Source organism: Marinobacter nauticus (genome assembly GCF_003634635.1).
Classification (GTDB): domain Bacteria; phylum Pseudomonadota; class Gammaproteobacteria; order Pseudomonadales; family Oleiphilaceae; genus Marinobacter; species Marinobacter nauticus.
Map to the genome: position 1 here is coordinate 1,133,211 of NZ_RBJB01000003.1, position 21,901 is coordinate 1,155,111.

Here is a 21,901-nt window from a genome sequence, read left to right on the forward strand (position 1 = left end):
TGCATACTAATCCGTAGCCACTATAACCGTAAATCTGACCAAAGCATTGCACCGGGTCAAATTGAGCAAAATCAACCTATCCCAGCGACAGAAAAACCCCCATCAGCACCGGCGAAAGGAAGGACAGCAGAAAGCCGGAAGCAATGGCCACCGGCACGCAGGCCAGGCCACCACTACTACGGATGACCGGCAGTGTGAAATCCATGGCGGTGGCTCCGCCGTAGCCGATGGCCATGGCTGGCCGGGTATGGATTACCAACGGTATCAGGGCGAGGGCAATAATTTCCCGCAGCACATCGTTCAGGAAAGCGACGCCGCCCCAGGCGGGTCCCAGGGCATCACCAATGACAATGCCTGAGAGTGAATACCAGCCAAACCCGGAGGCCAGGGCCAAAGACTGATGCCAGGGAATATCCAGCACAGGCACCAGAGCCAGTCCCGCCACCAGGGAGCTAACCACCAGAGCCAGTGCAATGCCCAGCCCCTGGCGGTTCATCAGCAGTTTGCGCAATGACAGGCCAGCATTACGTAATTGCAGCCCGATCAGGAACAGCAACAACATCAGCGCCCAGGTGGCCACATCGTCCACCATCGGCAGATCCGGGAACAGGAAATACCCGAGCAGAGCACCGACAAGCACGGACAAAAGCGGTTTGAGGCCTGCCAGAAACAGGCGGCCATAACCGGGCCTGGAACCGGTTTCAGCCGCCTCCGTGTGCATGGGCTGCCAACGGTGAAACAGCCACAGGCCCGCCATGTTCGCCACCAGCAAGACCAGCACCAGCCCCGCTACCTGGGCAGCCATGGTACCCAGTTGGCCCAATAGCCCGTCCATCTGTCCCAGCCCCAATCCCAGCAGGGCCAGAATGAAATACACCAGGGCCTCCACCGAATAGTGAATCACGGTCATCAACTGACGATTGGAGAGGGCAATGGCAAAGCCCAGAAATAACGGGGCCAGGATCAGGAGCGCACCGGTCAGCATGAAAACCTCGAACGAATACAGGGATAAAGAGCAGGACAGCTAGGGAGAAAACCGGGGACGTTCAGTGAAGACGCTCACCAGACCGGTCCTGTACCAGCACCCAGGGGGCAATGACGACTGCCCAGAGTTCCGCATTGCGGTCGTACCAGGCGCGCGCGAGGTCAGGCGCCACCTCGCCCACCTGCCCACCGGACATCCAGTGCTCAAACTGGGCCTTGTTGTCCGCCGCCAACTGGGCCGCCACATTCAGCAGGTCCAGCTCTGGCGCCACTCGCACTACCTGGCCCCGGGCATAATAGGTTTGCAGCTCATGCCAGTGAATGCGGGAGGTCTCCAGGTTGAGCTTGGCCTTGATTTCGTCCGGCGACTGGGGGGATGACATGACAACCTCGGTGATCAGTTCATTTGCGGGGCGCCAGCCTACCCTAAAACCAATGACGACGCACCCGGTTCAACGCTCCGGGTTGTCGGCCACCAGACGCCGGATATCATCGGCCAGAGTCATGGGATCAAAGGGTTTCGGAATGACACCGATGGCGCCCAGCAACCGGTATTCCTCAATTTCCGAGGGCTGTAAACGAGCGGTCATAAAGATAACCGGAATATTCAGCCCCTCCGGGCGCTGCTGCAGGGCTTTCAGAGTCTGAGGCCCATCCATACCCGGCATCATTACATCCAGTAAAACCAGATCCGGCTCAAAGTCCGCAATGAGTTTCAGGGCTTCGGAACCCGATTCACACAAACACACCTCAAAGCCGCCGACATCCCTCAATGAAAGTTCAGCGATACTTCGTATATCAGGATCATCTTCAACGTAAAGAATTCTGCTCACTGTGTTAGTCGACGCGTCCATAATGCTCCCGAAAATCTATGGTTTATCCAGCCCCAACCGCCGAATGAGACGCTGGTATTCCTCGTTGTCTGGCTCATCACGAGCCGCCAGAGCGGCAGCTCTCATAATCAGTTGGCGATCCTGGGTACTGTCGCCGGGCAACACATGAACAGCGCCGATCAACTCTCTGAGGCCAAGCGGCAAATGCCACTGAACTTTCAAACGGTTCCCGAACGGTTTCGACCAATCTTCCACCAGTTTTTCCAGTTGGTCTTCCTCGACCTGCCCACCAGAGGCATGAAAAACGTCGAGCACCTTAATCACCGCCAACTCTCCAAGACGACTGAGCAAAGCCGCTTGTTGGAAAATTGCCGGCTGCAAGCCAAGCTTAATCGCCAGTTCGCGTGCCGACTGCGATACTCTCAGAATATTCTGATTTACCGCCTCAGCGATCTCTTTCAAGGGTTCGAGCCTTACCGACCCGGACACATCCAACGATAGAGCCAGGGCCTGATTCAGCGACATGGCCACCCCGATGGAGCTAATCGCATCGCGGAGACTCTCAACTGGCTGCCCGGTACGGCGGAACGACGTACTGTTGGCAACATCGAGCAATCTTGCGGTCAATGCTGGCTCGTCTCTCCAACGTTCAGCCAATTGAGCAGGGGAGAGCTCGCTCTCTCGATCAATTAGCTTAAGAAGCTCCACAAGATCCATCCCGGAGGAGAGCTGAACTACCCGCCCAAGAGACGCTTCCAGATACTCAGAAACACTGGCCTGTTCCTGTCCCTTAACAGGAAAGAACTGAGCCAATCGCGAATGAAGGAGGTTGATATCTACCGGCTTTGTAATGTATCCATTGATGCCATAGTGTGCTGCTTTCAACACAGACTCGCGGTCGGCCCTTGCTGAAACAACAACCACCGGGACCTGCTTATCCTGGCTCCGGATCTTCTTAACGAAATCCAGGCCTGAACCATCGGGCAGATTCCAATCTGTGACAACAAGATCGAACCCTCTTCCTAGCGCCATATACGCCTCAGTAAGAGAACTACACACCGTTACATCGACACTTCGGCCAGATCCGGCAAGAACCGTTTCCAACAGCTCGCCAAACAAGTCATCGTCTTCAAGCACCAATGCTCTCAAGATTTACCTCATACTAGAGTCCGGAGTGATAGACTGTGACGCCATTCCGGCCACCACGTTTCTGGGCATAGAGTGCCCGATCGGCGGCTTCGATAGCCTGATCTCCGTCATCAAAATCATTGAGCTGTGCGATACCGGCACTAAAGGTAACCTTGAACACAGTGTCTGCCACAGCAAACTCCAACTCTCTGAAGCTCTCCAGAATCCGTTGCACTAACGCACAGGCTGCCCGTGCGTCGCACTGGGGAAGTACAACCAGAAACTCCTCGCCGCCATACCGACCTATGGCATCTGACTCACGCAAACGGTTGCGAAGTAAGTTAGCAAGCGTTCGAATTACAACATCGCCCTGACCGTGCCCCCAGGTATCGTTGACTCGCTTGAAATGATCAATGTCTAGCAGAACGGTAGCGGCCTGATAGCCACCGCGCCGACAGCGAACTCTTTCCCTTTCAACCTCCTGCTTGATCAATGAGTGCTTGAGGAGTCGAGTCAGGCTGTCTCGATTCATCAAATCCGAGAGCTGACGCGCCCGGTGACAGCGCATTTTGACCGAGCGAATCAGATAATCGTCAGAGACCGGTTTTACCAGAAACTCATCAGCACCTCCGGATAACGCCTTGAGCTGGCGCTCGGGATCGTCCTCTGACGAGAGATAAATAATAGGCAGGCTGAGCCAACGAGCCTGAAAGCGGACCATTCGTGCCAGCGCCACTCCCGAATATTCGCCGAGCTCGATGTCCATAAGCAGTAACTCGGGCTCAAAGCTGTGCAGCTCCTCCATTAACACCAGCGGATCGGACACAGCTCGCGCCTTAACGCCCACAGATTCCAGAACCAGGCAATAATGCTCAGCCAGTTCCTGATCATCATCTACAATCATGACACGGGCTTGAAGTCCCGCGACTCGCTCTTCGACAAGGGACTCAATGCGCTCGACCAGTTCTGGCAAGTCGATGGGCTCAGGGAAGAAAGCCCGACCGCCATAATCCGCAACACGGTAACGGCTCTGGAATCCATCTTCGTGACCGACACATAAAATGGGCGGGAAAGAACGATACGGATCAACATCTATCCCCGTTACCACGTCGGCAACTTTGTCTACCTCGAGATAGTGGCAGATGATTGCGGAATAGTCCGACACAGTATCTGGCAGTTTTTCCGCAGTGCCACCAAATGTGGCGAGTTCACTCACCAAAACGTCAAACCCATATCGCTTGAGATCTGACGATAACGTTTCCAACTGGTCATACCGATCGCCATCCGTGATCATCAGCAGACGAACCTGCATACCATGAGAATCCGGATCAGGCATCTCAGGCGAGCTAACATTAGCAATTCCCGCCAACTCAGGACCTTGAGCATTGGCCATCGAAATCAACGCCCACAGACCTGAAGACAATTCCAGCACGTCAGGCTTCTGCGTGCTGCCTTGCTCCGGATCACGTCCCAAAAACCCTTTGAAACGCTTCTCGAGATCCCGGGCACATTGTCCAAGCTCTGGAAAACCGAAGGTTCCTGCAGATCCTGCTAGTTGATGTAAACGCTGGCTGCAACTGAGAAGTTCTTCAGCACTGGCCGTTCCATCATCAAGCCGCCTTGCAAGCTTTTCCAGATCGACCAATTCACCTTCTAGACGCTCAATAAATCGGCTTTTGAGAACTTTCAGTCGATTCGCTATGTGCTTCTGCTGTCGGCTATCCAAAAAAACACCCCAAGCTTCGGTTTTGTCGGCTATGGAAATACTCTAAGCTCTATCAAAGCATGTTTTCCAGTTGTCGACCACGCCATTAAGGAATACTTTTGAAAACCTTATCCCTTGGTCTTCGCGTAACGTTACTCACCATAACAACCAGTATTACGGCAGTAACCGCAGTGCTGCTAATAGCTTACAACGGGGTAGTGCAAGACTTTGAGAACGTCCTGACCCAGAGACAACTTCTGGAAACCGAATCTGCAGCACGCATGGTTGATCAGGAGCTTCAGATTCGACTGGACGCACTTCATGCTTTTTCGGAATTTCTTACCGACGGCGACAGGCTTCTCCCGACGCTTCGAATTTCTGAGCTCCTGGGACGCCAGGACCGTCTCAACGCGTATTTTCGAGCCGGACTACTAGTTTTCGACGAAAATGGTGTTGCTATCGCAGAGAACCTATTCGTACCGAATCGGTTAGGCACATCCTATGCCGATCGCCCGCATTTTCGTGAGTCCATCGGCAGCAGACGTCCCGTAGTCAGTCGCCCAATTATCGGGCGGACAACCGGACTGCCTCTGCTGTCTTTTCTGGCACCCATAGAATCCGACGAAGGAGATCTGCTTGGTCTTGCTGGTGGCGTTATCAATCTGGCCGCCTCAGGGGTTATCCCCGAAACCCTGGAGGAAGAGGAAGACGTCATTTTCAAAATACTGGATACCAGCCACTTCACACAGGTCGACTCTCTACGACCCGGCACACCTATGCCTGATCTCCCACCGCCGGGCGAGGATGCGATCATTGACGCAGCGCTCTCCGGTGTATCCACAGGCATTGTTGAGGATGCCACTGGCAAACGCTGGGTCTACGCAACAAAGCATCTTGATCGCGTTGGATGGCTCTTCCTCAGAGCAGAACCCTATGACCGCGTAACTGGTCCGGCGCGAGCTTCATTCAGCAGTTTTTTGCAGCTCAGTGTACTGGTGATTCTCGTGATCAGCATTCTGGCTTGGATAGCGGCAAAAACTGCAACGGTGTCCCTTGAAACCATGTCCTTACGCATTCGTGACATGATCCAGAAGACTTCAGGGCATAGGCGCTTGCCTCCCAAAGGCCCACCAGAAACACGGAATCTGGCACTGGCTTTCAATCAGCTCATGGAAGAAAGAGAATCCCTCGACGAGATGAAAGACCAGTTTGTCTCGACCGTGAGCCATGAATTGCGAACCCCACTGACTTCCATTAACGGATCACTAAAACTGTTGAGCGCGGGGGCCGCCGGCACGTTACCGGAAAAAGCCCAGGAGATGCTTACCATTGCGCTACGCAACAGTGATCAACTGCAACACTTGATTTCTGACTTGCTGGATTTCAATAAAGCTCTTGTCGGAAAGCTATCAGTCTACCCATGCACGATAGATATGCATGAGGCCCTGAGCCAAGCCGTGGACGGTAATCGTGGCATGGCTCACAGTTATGGGGTTGAATGCTCATACAACGTAGCACCTCATGCCGCGAAGGTCTGGGCTGACGAACAGCGTCTTCGCCAGGTACTCGACAATTTCCTGAGCAACGCAATCAAGTTCTCCCCCGAAGGCAGCACCGTGAACGTGGTCGGCGAGGCGACGAATTATGACATGATCAGGATTACCGTATCCGACCAGGGCAATGGAGTTCCGGAGTCATTCCTGCCAAGACTTTTTGATCGTTTTTCACAAGCTGACTCCGTTTCAAGGCATTCCAGATCAGGCACAGGCCTTGGCCTTGCCATTTGCCGAGAGCTGGCTGAACTAATGGAAGGAGAGGTTGGTTACTACTATCGAGCCGGAGCCCATTTCTGGATTGAACTTCCATGCCCCAGCAGCAACACAGAGGTGCTCCATGAAAACACCTGACTCACCGGCAAACGAAGCAGAACGCCTCTCTGCACTGGAAGCCACCGAGCTTCTTGATACGGCCCCAGAGGAACGATTCGACAGAATCACCCGTCTTGCAGCAAGCATGTTTGATGTACCTATCGCCTTGGTGTCTCTGGTCGACAGAGACCGACAATGGTTCAAATCCTGCTTCGGCCTGGGGGTTCGCGAAACCGGTCGAGACATTTCATTTTGTGGCCATGCCATCCTCGGCAAAGAAACGTTCGTCGTTGAAGATGCCCTGGGAGATGACCGGTTTGCGGACAACCCGCTGGTAACCGGAGAACCCCACATCCGTTTTTACGCGGGAGCCCTGCTCAGAGATCGCTCCGGTTACCACATTGGGACTTTATGCATTATTGACAAAAAGCCCCGCTGTCTGGAACCAGATGCCCGCCAAAACCTCCGAGATCTTGCCGACATCATCGAACGCGAATTCCAGTTTCAGGAGCTGGGCAGTTATTTCAGCGAGCGCACCAAAGCACTGAATATTCTCAACGACATCGCACTGGAATCAACCGCTGATCTAGAGCAGGCGATTGTCGACGCCCTGGAGAAAGCCAACCAATACCTTGGAACCGAAACAGGTATTGTCAGCGAAGTAACCGGCGATGCATACACGGTGCTGTGGCACCATCAGAGGCGAGATCAGACACTTGATAACGGCTTTACTATGCCGCTCGACAAGACTTATTGCTCTATTCTTCTCGAAAAAGGAGAAGTCCTGGGAATCAACCATATGGCAAAGTCCAGATACCGGGACCACGCGTGTTACCAGGCATTCAAACTGGAAAGCTACCTGGCGGCCCCTATCTGGATTGACGACGAGTTATTCGGAACGCTGAATTTTTCCTCCCCAAAACCGCGTACCGCTCCTTTCAGTGAAACCGAAAAAATGTTCGTTAATCTGTTGGCTCGATGGATAGGGGATAGTGTTCAGAGGTCCCGCCAGGCCGAAACCCTTGAGAAACTCGTAGCCAACACGCCGGGCATGCTTTATCAATACCGGCTATGGCCAGACGGTCACGCATCCTTTCCATTCTCGAGTGATCGTATTCAAGACATCTACGGAGTTAAGGCAGAGCAGGTTCAGAAAGACGCATCCGTTGTTTTTGAAAGAATTCATCCAGACGATCTCGATAATATCGCCAAGAGCATTGAAGAATCTGCCAGGACACTCTCCGAATGGCATTCCCAATACCGAGTTCGGCATCGTGATGTCGGCTGGAGGTGGGTTGAGGGCAAAGCCTCTCCCGAACTTTTGGCCGACAACAGCATCGTCTGGCACGGATATATAGCAGATATTGATGAGAAAAAAAGAATCGAACTGGCGCTGAAGGAAAGCGAAGACGAGCTCCGAAGGCTCTATGAGTTATCGCCAATCGGAATCTCGTTAAACGATTACAGCAGCGGACGATTCCTGGACGTCAATGAAGCCTTCCTGGTGCCCACGGGGCTCAAACGAGAACGGCTTGGTGATATGTCCGTGCTTGAACTGATTCCTGATGACAGGAAACAAAAAGCAAAAGAAATCATCAAAGAGCTTCGCGAAGCCGGCCGATTCGGCCCTTGCGAACTGGAATTCATTGGCGAGAACAATACTCGATATCCTGTCGTTATCCGGGGCATGCGCATCACGAGCGTAACAGGTCGTTCTCTGGTCTGGACTCTGGTAGAAGATATATCCGAACGAAAAAAAGTGGAGAAAATGAAAAATGAGTTTATCTCTACCGTCAGTCATGAGCTCCGAACACCTTTAACCGCTATCAGCGGCTCTCTGGGGCTGGTCACAGGCGGAGCATTGGGCAGCCTTCCCGAACCTTTAGAACGCGTACTTAGCATTGCTCATCGAAACAGCAATCACCTCAGGCAGCTCGTAGATGACCTTCTCGACATCGAAAAACTCGTCTCCGGCAAAATGCGCATGCATATCTCCAGTGAATTTTTGCCCCCTTTGCTTCATGAAATCGTAGACCGTTTAAGATCTTACGCGAGCGATAACAGAGTATGCGTGACACTGGACGAAAACATTCCTCACGTGTACGCCAACGTGGATAGGCAACGACTAACCCAAGCCCTGACCAACCTGCTATCCAATGCCATAAAGTTCTCGCCTGAAGGCAGCATCGTATCTGTGAAAACCAGCCATCTGAAGGATCATCTTCGTATTATTGTGCAGGATGAAGGACCGGGCATTCCCGATAGTTTCAAACCTCGGGTCTTCCAGAAATTTGCCCAAGCTGACAGCTCCGATACCCGGGGTAAAGGCGGCACCGGTCTTGGGCTGGCTATCACTCAGGAAATCATGATGCAAATGGAAGGTGATGTAGGATTCGAATCCCAAGAGGGGCACGGCGCCACCTTCTGGCTCGAGTTACCCCTGGCTTAAGGCTTTAAAATGAGCAACGACAAACAAGAACAGATTTTCTTCAGCCTGGTGTGGCTGGCCCGGATAATCGTTTGTTTGCTCACCATAGGACTGGCTCTGGCAATCGATTCAACTGCGACAGAAAGGCATCGAGCTGACCTTCGAGCGAAATGGCAGGAGCAAGTCGATGACCTTAGCCTGCAGCTCAGAGCCAGCATACTGCAGAATACTCAAACCGTTTGGGGACTAGCCGCCAACGTTTCCGTGCAGCCTGACATCAACGAGACACAATTCAAACGACTCGCTTCTGTAATTTTCAAGCTGGCACCAGAACTATTGAACATCGGACTAGCACCAGACTTCGTCATCAAGCACATCTACCCACTCCAAGGCAATCAGGCCGCTCTCGGCCTGGATCTTCGAACCCAGAGTCTTTCTCGCGAGCAAATGGCTCTGCTTCTGGAAACCCGGCGCGCCGTTTTCAACGGCCCCATAAACCTGGTTCAGGGTGGACAAGGTCTGGCTGCGCGTATCCCCATTTTCGAGAACCAATCCGATAAACCTTGGGGGGTCATCTCCGCTATTCTGGATTTGGAGCGCCTTTATGCCTCAATCGGCCTCAACACGATGCCGCCTGAATTTCAGTTCGTCCTGTCCACCACAGGAATCAGCAGCATTAATCAAGGCATATTCTTTGGTCCGCAGAACATCGATTGGCAATCGCCCGTTTCGTCGACCATGAGCATGCCCGGGTTTTCCTGGCACCTGTACGCTCAACCTGATGATGGCTGGCCGAATTATCCGGCCTCTCCGTGGTTGCTACGCAGCATTCTTGCCCTGACTACTCTGACCATTATCGCTGGTACCCTGTGGATTACAGCCCTCATCATCCATGATCGTAAAATGCAGCGCAGGTTCTGGGGACTGTTTGACCTGGCGCCTTTCGGCATTGCTCTCTACGACGCCATTGACGGTGAGCTATTGCAGGCAAACCCCAGTTTCACACGAATTCTTGGATCAAAGGGGGTAGCGCTCTCCTACTTCAACGCCATCTACGATTCATCTGGCAAACCAAAAAACTCGCAGCACGGCGTATCTTCAACACTGGCAACCCACTTCCGTTTCAATTGCTGAAGATCGCCCAAAGAAACAGCGATCAGCTGGGTTTTCTGATCAATGACCTGCTGGACATCGAGAAACTGATTGCGGGCAAGATGGATTTCAATGTGGTCGAATTTCCTGTGTCTGAGGCGATCACCGAAAGCCTGGAAAACATCCAGAACTACGCCACCGAAAAAAACATCACTCTGAACGCACAAGAACTTTCAACAACCACGATTAAGACGGACAAACAAAGGCTGGCACAGGCACTCAACAACGTCCTGTCAAACGCAATCAAGTTCTCACCGGTCAACGGCCAGATTCGTATCTGGACAAAACCGCATGGCCAAGGGCTTCGAATCTACGTGCAGGACGAGGGACCTGGTATCGCTCCGGAATTCAGAGAGCGCATGTTCCAGAAGTTCTCCCAGGCCGACAGTTCGGATCGACGCAGCAAGGGTGGCACTGGCCTGGGCCTGGCCATCACCAAAGAGCTGATGGCCAGGATGGAGGGCGACGTCGGCTTCACGTCAGAAGCTGGCCAGGGAGCCACCTTCTGGCTGGAAGTCCCGGCCGCCTAGGCGTTTTTCAGCATCTCCCGCACCACGTAATGCAGGATACCACCATGCTGGAAATACACTGCCTCGTTGGCGGTATCAATCCGTGACTTCAGCTCGCAGGTGTCGGTAGAGCCATCCTTGTATTTCACCGTCATGGTCAGGGTCTGGCCCGGTTTGATCTCGCCAGACAGTCCCTGAATGCTGATCGTTTCCTCCCCGGTGAGTTTCAGGCTCTTGCGATCAGTCCCCTCCGGGAATTGCAACGGCATCACGCCCATGCCAATCAGGTTGGAGCGATGGATGCGCTCATAGGATTCCGCCACCACGGCTTTCACGCCCAGCAACCGGGTGCCCTTGGCGGCCCAATCCCGACTGGAGCCGGTGCCGTATTCCTTGCCGGCAATCACGACCAGCGGCGTGCCCTGCTCCTGGTACTTCATGGCGGCATCGTAGATGGCCATTTGTTCCCCGGTGGGCACAAATTTGGTGAAGCCGCCTTCCACGCCGTCGAGCATTTCATTGCGTATGCGCACGTTGGCAAAGGTGCCGCGCATCATCACCTCGTGGTTGCCCCGGCGGGAGCCGTAGGAGTTGAAGTCTTTTGGGTCTACCCCATGTTCCTGCAGGTATTTGCCCGCCGGGGTATCCGGCTTGAAGGAACCGGCCGGTGAGATATGGTCGGTGGTCACCGAATCTCCCAACAGCGCCAGGATGTTGGCATCCTTTATGTCATCAATGGCCTCGGGCTGTTCACCCATGCCTTCGAAGAAGGGCGGATGCTGGATGTAGGTGGATTTGTCACTCCACTCATACACCTTGCTTTCCGGCACCTTGATGGATTTCCAGATGTCGTCGCCCTCGAAGACCTCACCGTATTCCTTGCGGAACATGTCGGTCTTGACCTTCTCGACCGCTTCCGCGATCTCGGCCTGGCTTGGCCACAGGTCTTTCAGGTACACCGGGTTGCCATCCTGGTCTGCGCCCAGAGGATCCTTGGTAAGGTCCACCCGTACGTTGCCAGCCAAAGCATAGGCAACGACCAGTGGGGGCGACGCCAGCCAGTTGGTTTTCACCAGCGGATGCACCCGGCCCTCGAAATTGCGGTTACCGGACAGCACCGAGGCCACGGTGAGATCCCCATCAGTAATCGCTTTCTCGACTTCATCCGGCAGCGGCCCGGAGTTACCGATACAGGTGGTGCAGCCATAACCCACCAGGTTGAAACCCAGTTGGTTCATGTCATCCTGAAGGCCGGCCACTTTGAGGTAGTCGGTCACCACCTTGGAGCCCGGCGCCAGTGAGGTTTTGACCCAGGGTTTGGTTTTCAGACCCTTGGCCACGGCCTTTTTGGCAATCAGGCCAGCCGCCATCATCACGCTGGGGTTGGATGTATTGGTACAGGAGGTAATCGCCGCAATCACCACCGCGCCCGGGTCCAGCCGGGTAGATTCACCATTCATGTGAAGTGGCTGACTGGCGGGGTGTTCGAAATAGGCGCTCTGAGCACCGACCGCTGTGCCACCCCCTTCAGATTCCAGCTTGGCCTCACGGCTTTCTGCCGGGCCTTCCGAGGTTTCCATCAGCAATTCAAACGACGCTTTCATGTTGGTGAGGGCAACCCGGTCCTGGGGTCGTTTCGGGCCGGCAAGGCTGGCTTCCACCTCACCCATGTCCAGCTCCAGGGTATCGGTATATACCGGCTCATGACCGGGCTCCCGCCACAATCCCTGGGCTTTGGCGTAGTTTTCAACCAGTTCCAGCAGTGCTTCATCCCGCCCGGTCAGGCGCATGTAGTTGATGGTCTGTTCGTCCACCGGGAAGAAACCGCAGGTAGCCCCGTACTCCGGCGCCATGTTGGCGATGGTGGCACGGTCGGCCACCGGCATGTCTTTCAGGCCATCACCGTAAAATTCCACAAACTTGCCCACCACGCCCTTCTTGCGCAGCATTTCGGTGACGGTCAACACCAGATCGGTGGCGGTGATGCCTTCCCGCAGCTTGCCCGTGATCTTGAAACCGATCACCTCCGGAATCAGCATGGAGACCGGCTGGCCCAGCATGGCAGCTTCCGCTTCGATACCGCCCACACCCCAGCCGAGAATGCCCAGACCGTTGATCATGGTGGTGTGGGAATCGGTACCCACCAGCGTGTCCGGGTAGGCGATGGTTTTACCGTCCACCTCCTTCTGCCACACCGTTTTGCCCAGATATTCCAGATTCACCTGATGGCAGATGCCGGTGCCCGGTGGCACCACCCGAAAGTTGTCAAAGGCCTGCTGGCCCCAACGCAGGAACTCATAACGCTCCTGGTTGCGCTCCATCTCGATGGCGACGTTTTCCTTGAAGGCAGACGGGTTACCATATTTATCCACCATAACCGAGTGGTCGATCACCAGATCCACCGGCGATAACGGGTTGATCAGGGCGGGATCTTTACCAGCGTTCTTCACGGCCTCGCGCATGGCCGCCAGGTCCACGACCCCGGGCACCCCGGTGAAATCCTGCATCAGAACCCGGGCCGGACGGAACTGGATTTCGGTATCCGAGCCCCGGTCTTTCAACCATTGCACCATGGCATCAATGTGGGAGCGGTCGACCGTCGTGTCATCTTCGTTGCGCAGCAGGTTCTCCATCAACACTTTCAACGAGAACGGCAGGCGGTTGAGGTCGCCCAGGGTGTCCGCTGCCTTGGGCAAACTGTAGTAGTGGTAGGTCTGGCCACCCGCGCTCAGGGTGGAGAGGGTATTCAGGCTGTCTTTACTCAGGGATGAACTCGACATGCGATGCCTCCTCTTCGGAAATCTCCTTTAACTATTGCATCGAATGGCGAGAGTTCAACTGCAGTCCCGTGAATGTTCCGCATTACCCCGGTGAATACTGTCAGTATCATCCGTGACCTGGCGTATACAAGTTAAACAAAAAGACGATACTTGAGCCATTCCCGTACTGATACCGTACACACCTTAGCTTTCCCCGACTTTTACAGGAATCTCGCTTGCTGGCGCTTGATCATTTCTTTGTTCTGAATCCCGAGGCTGACAAACTGGTGTCGGGCCAATACGACTATGGCCTGGTGATGTTGTCGTTGCTGATCGCTGTGGGCGCTTCCTACCTGGGGCTAACCCTGGCTGCCGCTGCGCGCCGCAGCAACACCCTCTACATGCAACGGCTCCATCTGTTCAGTGGTTCAGCTGCTTTGGGCTTTGGCATCTGGTCCATGCATTTTATTGGCATGCTGGCCTTTGAAATGCCCACCCATGTGCACTATCACCCCTGGATTACCGCGCTTTCCGCCGCTCCGAGCCTGTTTGCCTCCTGGGTAGCGCTCAGCCTCCTGGCCCGGCACGACCTGACCGGGCAGCGACTGATCGGCGGTGGCGTGGTGGTCGGGGCTGGCATCGGTGCCATGCACTATCTGGGCATGGCCGCTATGGAGATCGGGCCGGCACTTCGCTACGACCCAACGTTTTTCGCACTGTCGATTGTGGTGGCGGTGATGCTGGGCACCCTGGCGCTGTGGATCAGCTTCGGACTGCGCCACAGAACGCGCCTGCGCGGGTACAAGCGCCGTTTACTCGCCGGTACGGTGATGGGGCTGGCCATCGCCGGCATGCATTACACTGCGATGGAAGCCGCCCGGTTTATCGGCCAGCCCGCCCCGGATTTTCTGCCCGGGAGCAACAGCCACACCATTCTGGCACTGACCATTGCTTTCGTAACGGTAACCCTCAGCCTGCTCGCATCCGGGGTCAACGCGGTAGCCCGTTATCGCGCTCTGATGAGGCGCAGCCAGGAAACCGCCAGCGAACTGCGCACCATTGTTGATGCCGCCGTAGATGGCATTATCAAAATTTCCGATCGGGGCATTGTGCTCTCCTTTAACGAATCCGCTGAACGCATCTTCGGTTACCGCGCTGATGAAGTCGTGGGCAAGAATGTCAGCATGCTGATGCCGAACCCCCATCGTGATGCCCATGACGGTTATCTGAAAAACTATTTGCGCACCGGAGAACGTAAGATCATAGGCTCTGGCCGCGAAGTATGGGCCCTTCATAAAGATGGCCACCAGATACCGGTTCGGCTCGGCATTGGGGAATCCCGGCTGGGCGGCATCAGCACTTTCGTAGGCTTCATCACTGACATTTCCGAACGCCATCGAATGGAAACCGATCTGCGCCGGGCGAAAGAGGAAGCTGAGCAGGCTGCCGCCGCCAAAAGTGCGTTTCTGGCCAACATGAGCCATGAAATCCGCACCCCGATGAACGCCATTATCGGCTTCACCGACCTGGTACTGGACACACCGCTGGATGAAACTCAGGCACGTCATCTTGGCGTGGTGAAAACCTCGGCCCGGTCTCTGCTTAACCTGCTCAACGATATTCTGGACACCGCCAAACTGGACGGTGGTCATACCGAACTCGAACTGCACGATTTTAGCCTGCGTCGCCTCTGTGACCAGGTGATTGCCACGCAATCCCTGAACGCGGCGCGCAAAGGGCTGTATCTGACACTGGATTATCAGGCCGGAGAATACTACCAGGGCGATCCCCTGCGTATTCAGCAGGTGGTGCTGAATCTGTTAAGCAACGCGGTCAAGTTCACCCAAACGGGTGGCGTCATCCTGCAGGTGCAGGAGCCCGCCGCGGGCAAGGTTGTTATCCGGGTTGAGGATACCGGCATTGGTATTTCCGCCGATCGCATCGACAGGATTTTCGAGCCGTTTACCCAGGCAGATTCCAGCATGACCCGACGCTTCGGTGGCACCGGCCTGGGCACGACCATTGCCCGCCAACTGGTGGAACTGATGGGTGGCACCATCAGCGTGACCAGCAGCCCGGGTGAGGGCTCGGTTTTCCAGGTAGAACTGCCCCTGCCTACCGGCCTGGCCGTGGACGAGGATACGCTGGCAGACCAGGAAGTCGCTCTTCCCCCTTTGCGCATTCTGGTGGCTGATGACGTGCCACAAAATCTCGAACTGCTGAAAACCCTGCTGCTTCACCGCAAACATGAGGTCACCACGGCCGGGAACGGACAAGAAGCGATAGACCTCTATCGTAACCAGGTTTTCGATCTGATTCTGATGGATGTGCAAATGCCCGGAATAAACGGCCACGAAGCCACCCGGGCGATACGTCGACATGAAGCAGCCGCCCAGCGACGATACACGCCCGTAATTGCTCTTACCGCCAGCGTGCTGGAAGACGATCGGAGGCAGGCTTCGGAGGCAGGGATGGACGGCTTCGCCATCAAACCACTCAATCTGCCGGAACTCACTGCCGAGATGGCCAGAGTCCTGGGCATAGAGGCTTCGGCACCGAGCAATGCAGGTCATGATGTCGACGACAGTACGATAGATACCGTCACGCTCAGGCAGCTCTGGCCGGACGCCCAAAAACACCTACGGGCGGCAGGACGTCTGTTGCAAGCGCCAGAGAATCAACCCGAAGCAATCCGGCTCTGCCCCGATAACCCGACAGCCGAAGCCCACCGGGTTCGCGGCATTGCCGGCAATCTGGGTTTCCGGCGTTTAGCGGCAACGCTGGCAAACCTGGAGACCCGGCTGAAATCGGAAAAACCGGTGCCGGAGGCCCTGTGGCAGGAGCTCCAGAACGATTTTGATCGGGCACGCCAGTGGCTGACCGAACAAGCAGCGGACTCTGAAACGCGCCCCGCAAGCTGGACTGAACCGGATGCCATAGACCCGAAAACGCTGGCACAAGTGATCGAACGCCTGAGCCAGGGCGAAATTCCGGAACGCGCTATCGACCAGCTGAAGCCAGGACTGCCCACGGAGATCGCCGATGCGATGAACGAGGCTCTCGACGACTTCGAACCAGAGAAAGCGGCCGAACTTCTGATCACTTTTCGCGATACCCTGGAGGCCTCGCAATGCTGACCGACACCAAGACCCTGCTGCTGGTGGACGACGAGCCAGCCAACCTTCAGGTACTGCGCAACGTACTTTCCGACCACTACCGGCTGCTGTTCGCCAAAGAAGGTGAACGGGCGCTGGAACTGGCACGCAGCGAGAAACCGGATCTTGTTCTGCTGGATGTGATGATGCCGGGAATGTCCGGTTACGAGGTGTGCAAAACCCTGAAGGCCGGCCAGGATACCCGCGCTATCCCGGTGATCTTCGTCACCGCATTGTCTGATGCCGATGACGAGGCCCGGGGCTTTGAGCTGGGTGCTGTGGACTACATTACGAAACCCGTGAATGCGGCAATTGTCCGGGCCAGGGTGAAAAACCATCTGTCGCTGGTGCGTATGGACGAGCTGATAGAGACCCGGCTGGCCGTCGTTCAGCGACTGGGGCGCGCGGCGGAATACAAGGACAACGAAACCGGCCTGCACGTTATCCGCATGAGCCATTTCTCGCGGTTGATCGCCCTGGAGGCCGGCCTCGGCGAAGCCTGGTCCGACACTCTGCTCAATGCCGCCCCGATGCACGATATCGGCAAGATCGGCATTCCGGACGCCATTCTCCAGAAACCTGGCAAGCTGGAGCCGGATGAGTGGGTCATCATGCAACGCCACGCGGAAATCGGGGCGGAGATCATCGGTGAAGACGGCTCAGATCTGCTTAACATGGCGCGGGAAGTGGCACAGAATCACCACGAGAAATGGGACGGCAGCGGCTACCCGCAAGGCCTGAAAGGAGCCGCTATTCCCATCTCTGCCCGGATCGTGGCCCTGGCCGATGTCTTCGATGCTCTCACCAGCGAGCGCCCTTACAAGAAGGCTTGGCCCGTAGAACAAGCAACGGATTTGATTCGCGAGCAAAGCGGCAAGCATTTCGACCCGGAACTGGTCGGAGCCTTCTTCCGCTGCCTGCCGGCGATACTTGAGGTGCGCCAGCGTTGGCAGGAATCCTGATCGCGTCACAGGCGAGCGCGGCCATGTCCGCCTCTCAACTGTGAACACAGCGGGTGCGGCTCGGGTCGAGTTCTGTCATGATTGGCGGCTGATTTCTGACGGATCAGGAACTGTCTCACGTGAAGCACGATTGTCATTACCATCCGGGCGACCCTGCCAAGTGGCATTGTGGCGAATGCCAGATGCACTACTGCAGCCGTTGTATGCCGGATGCCGATACCCGCCAGCGTCGGGGGCTTTGTCCCCGCTGCAGTAAAGCCATGCGTTATCTGGGCGCAGCCACCGAAGTGGTGCCCTTCTGGCAGCGGGTCGGGGCCTTTTTCCGTTACCCCTTCCACACCGATCCGCTGATTGTCATCGCCATCTGCACGTTGGTTCCTGTAGTGGCGCCAGCCAATATTATTGGCCTGATCATCTGGCTGGTGCTGGCGCTGGCGCTGTTCAAGTACACCTATGCGGTGATCAATCACACCGCTGAAGGCCATCTGAAACCGCCAGCAGTGTCGGTGGCGTTTACCGGCAGCGGTTTTGACATTGTGGTGCTGCAACTGCTGGTGTTTGTGCTTATGGGCGGCCTGGTAGGCGCCGCCGCCATGCTGGGCGGGCCGATACTGATGATGCTTGCGGTGGCGTTTGTAGTGCTGGCACTGCCGGCCAGCATCATGGTACTGGCCATGGAGCGCTCGGTCGGCGCAGCTGTAAACCCCATGAACCTGGCGGTGCTGATCTCGCGCATCGGCACGCCCTACTTCCTGCTTTACGGGTACCTGATTCTGCTCACCCTGGCCTCCGGCGCGGCGCAGGACTTTGCCGTGAATCATTTCCCCATGTGGGTGGCCCAACCGCTGGCCGGTTTCCTGAACAGTACCTTTACCCTGATCCTGTTTCACATGCTGGGTTATCTGCTATTCCAGTATCAGGAAGAACTCGGCTTTGCCTCAGACCTTCAGGACGAGATCTCGGAAACCGACCAACACCAGCGGGATCGCAGCAGCCGGTTTGATGCCGATCTGGATATGAACCTGAAGGATGGCAACTACGACCGTGTGCAGAGCATGCTCAAGGAAGCCCTCAAACGGGACCGGACCAACCCTGCCCGCATCGGCCAGCTTTACCAGCTGCTGACCGCCCGCAATGATGCCGAAGAGCTGTACCGCTACCACCCCAGGATTATGGCCTGGCTGGCCCAACGGCATGATGGAGACGGGCTGAATCAACTGTTACAGACGCTGCAGATGGTGGAGCCGAAGTTCCAGCTGGACGACCCGGAACTGGCGGTGCAGTGTGCCGGCACCCTGTACCATCGGGGCCACCACAAAGCGGCCATCCGTTTGCTGCAGGATTTCCACAAACGCTTCCCGGACAGCGATCAGCTGGCACCGGCCTATCTGATCGTGGCCCAGGCCCTCGCTAATGGCCTGCAGCAGTGGGAAAAAGCCAGTGCGTTCCTGTCGTTCATCAAGAAGCGCTGCGTGAACCATCCGGCCCACGAGCACATTGATGTCTGGCTGGAACAGGCGGCGAACCAGCAACCGTTGAAAGGGCCAAAAGCGAGCTTTCAGGTTTCAGACTGAGGGCGTGCCTGCCATGCCTCAGCCGTGCAGCTGCAACAGCTGCCGGTAATGGCGCGCTTTCGGCTCCATTTGCAGTTTCTCGAACTCCGCCACCAGAAGCCGGCAGGCTTCGTTCACCATGTCCGGTTCGGCTTTGGCTCGCATGCGCTCAAACGCCTTCTCCGCAGCTTTGAAATCATGGCGCTTCAGGCTGGCGAACAGCACACGGTTGTGCGCCTCCGGTGCCAACGGATGATAGGCCTCACCCTTGCTCAGGTACTCCTGCCAGATATCCACCATCTGTTCCGGCTGCCGCCGGGCGATGGCGTCGGCCATCATTTCCTCGGCGAGCAGACGGTAGCTGTCCAGGTCCGGCCTTAATTTAGCCAGTTGGTACAGGTGTTCCAGCAGCACGGGCCGTTCCGGATAACGTTCCCGCAACGCCTCGAACTGGCGCCGGGCCAGGTCGAACTCCATGCGGCCGAGGCTGGCCATGGCCTGGCCATAGGCTTTGGTGAACTGTTCGTCCTGCTCTTCCTGCTCCGGTTCGAAGAACTCTTCTTTCACCTGCAGCCAGCTCTGGCCCAACAGCCACACCAGCCCGGCACCGGCCGCCAGGCCACCGGCGTGGGCCATGTAGGCAATACCGGTGGCACCGGCAAACCAGTAGTCATAGATTTCCTTGCCCAGCCAGACCGGCAGCATGGCAATAGCCGGCGCCCGGAAATAGTTGAAGTAAACGCCCAGGAAGTAGAAGAAGCGGATGCGCTGCAGCCCGTATATGGCGACGTACATGCCCATCAACCCGGAAATGGAGCCGGATGCGCCCACCAGCGGTACCTGACTGCCCATGGAAAAGGCGGTAAACACCAGGCCGGACAGGGCACCACACACCAGATAAGCCACCAGAAAGCGCCCCGGTCCCAGCGCTTTTTCCACGGTAAACCCCAGCAGGAAAAGGAACAGCAGGTTACCGATGATATGGCCCCAGCCGCCGTGCAGGAACTGGTAGGTAATGAGCGTGTACAGCGAAAGCTCCGCTGGCACCAGTCCCAGCTGATAGGCGCTCATCCGGCTGATCCACTGCTGCTCGATCGCCGAGCGCTGCTCCAGCCAAAGGTTGCGCTCGGCCGGGGCCCAGATCAGATCCCGGTTCTGCTGCAGATACTGGTAAAACTCACGATCCAGCAGCAGCGTCACCGCCTGCCAGAGTTCCTCCTCATTTTCCTGAAGCTGCTGGAACTCCTGCAACTCCAGAACCCGCTGCTGGTTGCCTTCGAACTGGATTTCCCGCTGCAGGTAGTCCTCATAGGCGGGGGCCTCCAGGGCCAGCAGATCGCTCTCCAGATAGTCTTCCAGGGCGGCTTCGAGCTTGCGGTCGTCTCCGCCCTGGTAGAACAGAAACACCAGCAAACAGGCCATGATCAGGCCCAGGGTTACCCAGGGCGGGCGTTTCCAGTTAACGGCATTCTCGGCAGGAATAATCAGCATGGGCGGTCACAATTCATCATAATCTGTCCCTGAAAAGCTGCTTTTTACCACAGCGGGGCCTTCTTTTCCCGGTGTAATCACACAGTCACACAAATGCCATTCAATCGGTAGCTACAGAACCCGGGTGGCTATCGACCATTCGCCAATTGCCGTTATGGCCTCTGACATCAATAGTGAAGGGGACATAACAAAAAACGCCGGGCACTCGACTCGAGGAAGCAGCAAATGACCGTACTTGTTCTGGACAACCCCGATATGCTGGCCAAGGCCGCCCTGGCCTTCGCCGGCGCCAACGGGCAACTGTCGGCCGACGCCGACCGTCCCCACCGTACCCGATTCCACTACGGTTTCAACAAACACACGCTGGATGCCCCGGATATCGATATGCTCAAGCGGCACGCGGCCTATATCAAAGGGCACCCCGGCATGCAGGTTCGCATCCACGGCCATGCCGACAATTTTGGCTCTGCCGAATACAACCGGTTTCTGGCCCGACTCAGGGCCAACGCCGTGGCCCGGCTACTGATTCAGGAAGGCGTGTCGCAATCGTCCATCCTGCTTGCCACCTGGGGCTCGGATCGCCCGCTGACCCGGCCGGAGGACCACGCCGCCAACCGGCGTGTGGAACTGGAATACCTGAGCCTGGACGTCGCCCGGGCGCTGTAATCGACAGAAACACAAACGGGGCCCCAAGGCCCCGTTCTTCAATGGCTGGACACTGTTTCAGCCATATACCTGCCAGACGTTCCAGAACAGCAACAGTGCCGCAACCAGAATCGCCAGCCAGGTTAGCAGGATCCCAATCATGCGTGCCCAATGCGGCCCGCCCTTACCGTTGATCATTCCCCAGGCATGGAGAATGCGGCCGACCACCAACGCCATCCCGGTCCAGTAGATCAGCGAACCGGAAACGCCATTGAGCTCCGCAATGGCGAGCATGATCAAACCCAGCGGTGCGTATTCCACAAGATTAGCGTGGGCCCGGACGGCAGCTTCGAACTCCGGATCCTCATTGACGCCCAGACCCTTGCGGTATTTCAGCCGGTACTTGACCACCTGAGCCGACAGCACCAGCAACAGCAGGCCAGTGACAGCCGCAAAAACAGCAGTGACAGGTACGATCATGTCAGCCCTTCTTGATCTTGTTGACGATGGCCAGCAGCAGCACGGCCCCGACTGTTGCGGTAACCAGGCGACCAATGGCACCGTGGGCCGACAGCTGCAACAGGCCAAACAGGAAGCCGCCAATAAACGAGCCGACAATCCCGATACCAATGTTGGCCAACACGCCAAAGCCCTTGCCCTTCATGATCAGCCCGGCCAGCCAGCCGGCCAGACCACCAATGATCAGAAACCAGATCAGGTTCATTATGT

Annotated in this window: 17 protein-coding genes; 8 read left to right on the forward strand and 9 right to left on the reverse strand. The window is 56.2% G+C overall.

Annotated features, from left to right (window positions below; genetic code table 11):
- Positions 1-76: 76 nt before the first annotated feature.
- The 5 genes from C7436_RS11200 to C7436_RS11220 form a co-directional block, all read right to left on the reverse strand.
- Positions 77-985, reverse strand: a complete 909-nt coding sequence (locus tag C7436_RS11200) for a LysO family transporter (RefSeq protein ID WP_121207865.1) — start codon at positions 983-985, stop codon at positions 77-79.
- A gap of 61 nt (positions 986-1,046) precedes the next feature.
- The gene (locus C7436_RS11205; protein ID WP_121207866.1) at positions 1,047-1,367 is read right to left on the reverse strand and encodes a DUF2288 domain-containing protein; all 321 of its coding nucleotides are present in this window, start codon (positions 1,365-1,367) and stop codon (positions 1,047-1,049) included.
- 69 nt (positions 1,368-1,436) lie between these two features.
- Positions 1,437-1,838, reverse strand: coding sequence for a response regulator (locus C7436_RS11210; protein WP_121207867.1), 402 nt, complete (start codon positions 1,836-1,838; stop codon positions 1,437-1,439).
- A 15-nt stretch (positions 1,839-1,853) separates the two neighbouring features.
- Positions 1,854-2,954, reverse strand: a complete 1,101-nt coding sequence (locus C7436_RS11215; RefSeq protein WP_121207868.1) for a response regulator — start codon at positions 2,952-2,954, stop codon at positions 1,854-1,856.
- A gap of 25 nt (positions 2,955-2,979) precedes the next feature.
- The gene (locus C7436_RS11220) at positions 2,980-4,671 is read right to left on the reverse strand and encodes a diguanylate cyclase (RefSeq protein ID WP_121207869.1); all 1,692 of its coding nucleotides are present in this window, start codon (positions 4,669-4,671) and stop codon (positions 2,980-2,982) included.
- A 98-nt stretch (positions 4,672-4,769) separates the two neighbouring features.
- Here C7436_RS11220 and C7436_RS11225 point away from each other — a divergent pair, with 98 nt between their 5' ends.
- From C7436_RS11225 to C7436_RS18940, 4 genes are read left to right on the forward strand one after another with little or no spacing between them, the layout of a single operon-like run.
- On the forward strand, positions 4,770-6,557 hold the full coding sequence (locus C7436_RS11225) for a sensor histidine kinase (protein WP_121207870.1): 1,788 nt from the start codon (positions 4,770-4,772) through the stop codon (positions 6,555-6,557).
- Entirely contained in the window at positions 6,544-8,967 is a 2,424-nt protein-coding gene (locus C7436_RS11230; RefSeq protein ID WP_121207871.1) for a GAF domain-containing protein, read from the forward strand. Before C7436_RS11225 ends, C7436_RS11230 begins: the two co-directional genes overlap by 14 nt.
- Before the next feature lie 9 nt (positions 8,968-8,976).
- On the forward strand, positions 8,977-10,080 hold the full coding sequence (locus C7436_RS11235; protein ID WP_228198100.1) for a CHASE domain-containing protein: 1,104 nt from the start codon (positions 8,977-8,979) through the stop codon (positions 10,078-10,080).
- Positions 10,074-10,628, forward strand: a complete 555-nt coding sequence (locus tag C7436_RS18940) for a sensor histidine kinase (protein WP_228198102.1) — start codon at positions 10,074-10,076, stop codon at positions 10,626-10,628. Before C7436_RS11235 ends, C7436_RS18940 begins: the two co-directional genes overlap by 7 nt.
- Here C7436_RS18940 and acnA read toward each other — a convergent pair.
- On the reverse strand, positions 10,625-13,387 hold the full coding sequence (acnA, locus tag C7436_RS11240; RefSeq protein WP_121207872.1) for an aconitate hydratase AcnA: 2,763 nt from the start codon (positions 13,385-13,387) through the stop codon (positions 10,625-10,627). The genes C7436_RS18940 and acnA overlap by 4 nt on opposite strands.
- Before the next feature lie 215 nt (positions 13,388-13,602).
- Between acnA and C7436_RS11245 the strand changes: the two genes are divergently transcribed.
- The 3 genes from C7436_RS11245 to C7436_RS11255 all read left to right on the forward strand — a co-directional run bounded on the left by C7436_RS11245 (position 13,603) and on the right by C7436_RS11255 (position 19,057).
- The gene (locus tag C7436_RS11245; protein WP_121207873.1) at positions 13,603-16,503 is read left to right on the forward strand and encodes an MHYT domain-containing protein; all 2,901 of its coding nucleotides are present in this window, start codon (positions 13,603-13,605) and stop codon (positions 16,501-16,503) included.
- Positions 16,497-17,483, forward strand: a complete 987-nt coding sequence (locus C7436_RS11250) for a response regulator (RefSeq protein WP_121207874.1) — start codon at positions 16,497-16,499, stop codon at positions 17,481-17,483. Before C7436_RS11245 ends, C7436_RS11250 begins: the two co-directional genes overlap by 7 nt.
- A gap of 119 nt (positions 17,484-17,602) precedes the next feature.
- Positions 17,603-19,057 (forward strand): hypothetical protein, encoded by a 1,455-nt coding sequence (locus C7436_RS11255; RefSeq protein WP_121207875.1) that lies wholly within the window; start codon positions 17,603-17,605, stop codon positions 19,055-19,057.
- 18 nt (positions 19,058-19,075) lie between these two features.
- Here C7436_RS11255 and C7436_RS11260 read toward each other — a convergent pair whose 3' ends face one another.
- Positions 19,076-20,527 (reverse strand): rhomboid family intramembrane serine protease, encoded by a 1,452-nt coding sequence (locus C7436_RS11260; protein WP_121207876.1) that lies wholly within the window; start codon positions 20,525-20,527, stop codon positions 19,076-19,078.
- Positions 20,528-20,752: 225 nt separating this feature from the next.
- Here C7436_RS11260 and C7436_RS11265 point away from each other — a divergent pair, with 225 nt between their 5' ends.
- Complete coding sequence (locus C7436_RS11265; RefSeq protein ID WP_022993252.1) at positions 20,753-21,193, forward strand: OmpA family protein; 441 nt, start codon at positions 20,753-20,755, stop codon at positions 21,191-21,193.
- A gap of 57 nt (positions 21,194-21,250) precedes the next feature.
- Here the strand turns inward: C7436_RS11265 and C7436_RS11270 are convergent, their stop codons facing one another.
- Both C7436_RS11270 and C7436_RS11275 read right to left on the reverse strand, forming a co-directional pair.
- Complete coding sequence (locus C7436_RS11270; protein ID WP_011787087.1) at positions 21,251-21,652, reverse strand: MAPEG family protein; 402 nt, start codon at positions 21,650-21,652, stop codon at positions 21,251-21,253.
- Between the two features lies 1 nt (position 21,653).
- A complete protein-coding gene (locus tag C7436_RS11275; RefSeq protein WP_011787088.1) occupies positions 21,654-21,896 on the reverse strand; it encodes a GlsB/YeaQ/YmgE family stress response membrane protein in 243 nt (80 codons plus the stop codon).
- Positions 21,897-21,901: the final 5 nt, after the last annotated feature.

Excerpts from the sequence above, each read along its gene's own strand:
- C7436_RS11200 (WP_121207865.1), bottom strand. The coding sequence starts at position 985 with ATGCTGACCGGTGCGCTCCTGATCCTGGCCCCGTTATTTCTGGGCTTT.
- C7436_RS11205 (WP_121207866.1), bottom strand. The coding sequence starts at position 1,367 with ATGTCATCCCCCCAGTCGCCGGACGAAATCAAGGCCAAGCTCAACCTG.
- C7436_RS11210 (WP_121207867.1), bottom strand. The coding sequence starts at position 1,838 with ATGGACGCGTCGACTAACACAGTGAGCAGAATTCTTTACGTTGAAGAT.
- C7436_RS11230 (WP_121207871.1), top strand. The coding sequence starts at position 6,544 with ATGAAAACACCTGACTCACCGGCAAACGAAGCAGAACGCCTCTCTGCA.
- C7436_RS11235 (WP_228198100.1), top strand. The coding sequence starts at position 8,977 with ATGAGCAACGACAAACAAGAACAGATTTTCTTCAGCCTGGTGTGGCTG.
- acnA (WP_121207872.1), bottom strand. The coding sequence starts at position 13,387 with ATGTCGAGTTCATCCCTGAGTAAAGACAGCCTGAATACCCTCTCCACC.
- C7436_RS11250 (WP_121207874.1), top strand. The coding sequence starts at position 16,497 with ATGCTGACCGACACCAAGACCCTGCTGCTGGTGGACGACGAGCCAGCC.
- C7436_RS11260 (WP_121207876.1), bottom strand. The coding sequence starts at position 20,527 with ATGCTGATTATTCCTGCCGAGAATGCCGTTAACTGGAAACGCCCGCCC.
- C7436_RS11265 (WP_022993252.1), top strand. The coding sequence starts at position 20,753 with ATGACCGTACTTGTTCTGGACAACCCCGATATGCTGGCCAAGGCCGCC.
- C7436_RS11270 (WP_011787087.1), bottom strand. The coding sequence starts at position 21,652 with ATGATCGTACCTGTCACTGCTGTTTTTGCGGCTGTCACTGGCCTGCTG.
- C7436_RS11275 (WP_011787088.1), bottom strand. The coding sequence starts at position 21,896 with ATGAACCTGATCTGGTTTCTGATCATTGGTGGTCTGGCCGGCTGGCTG.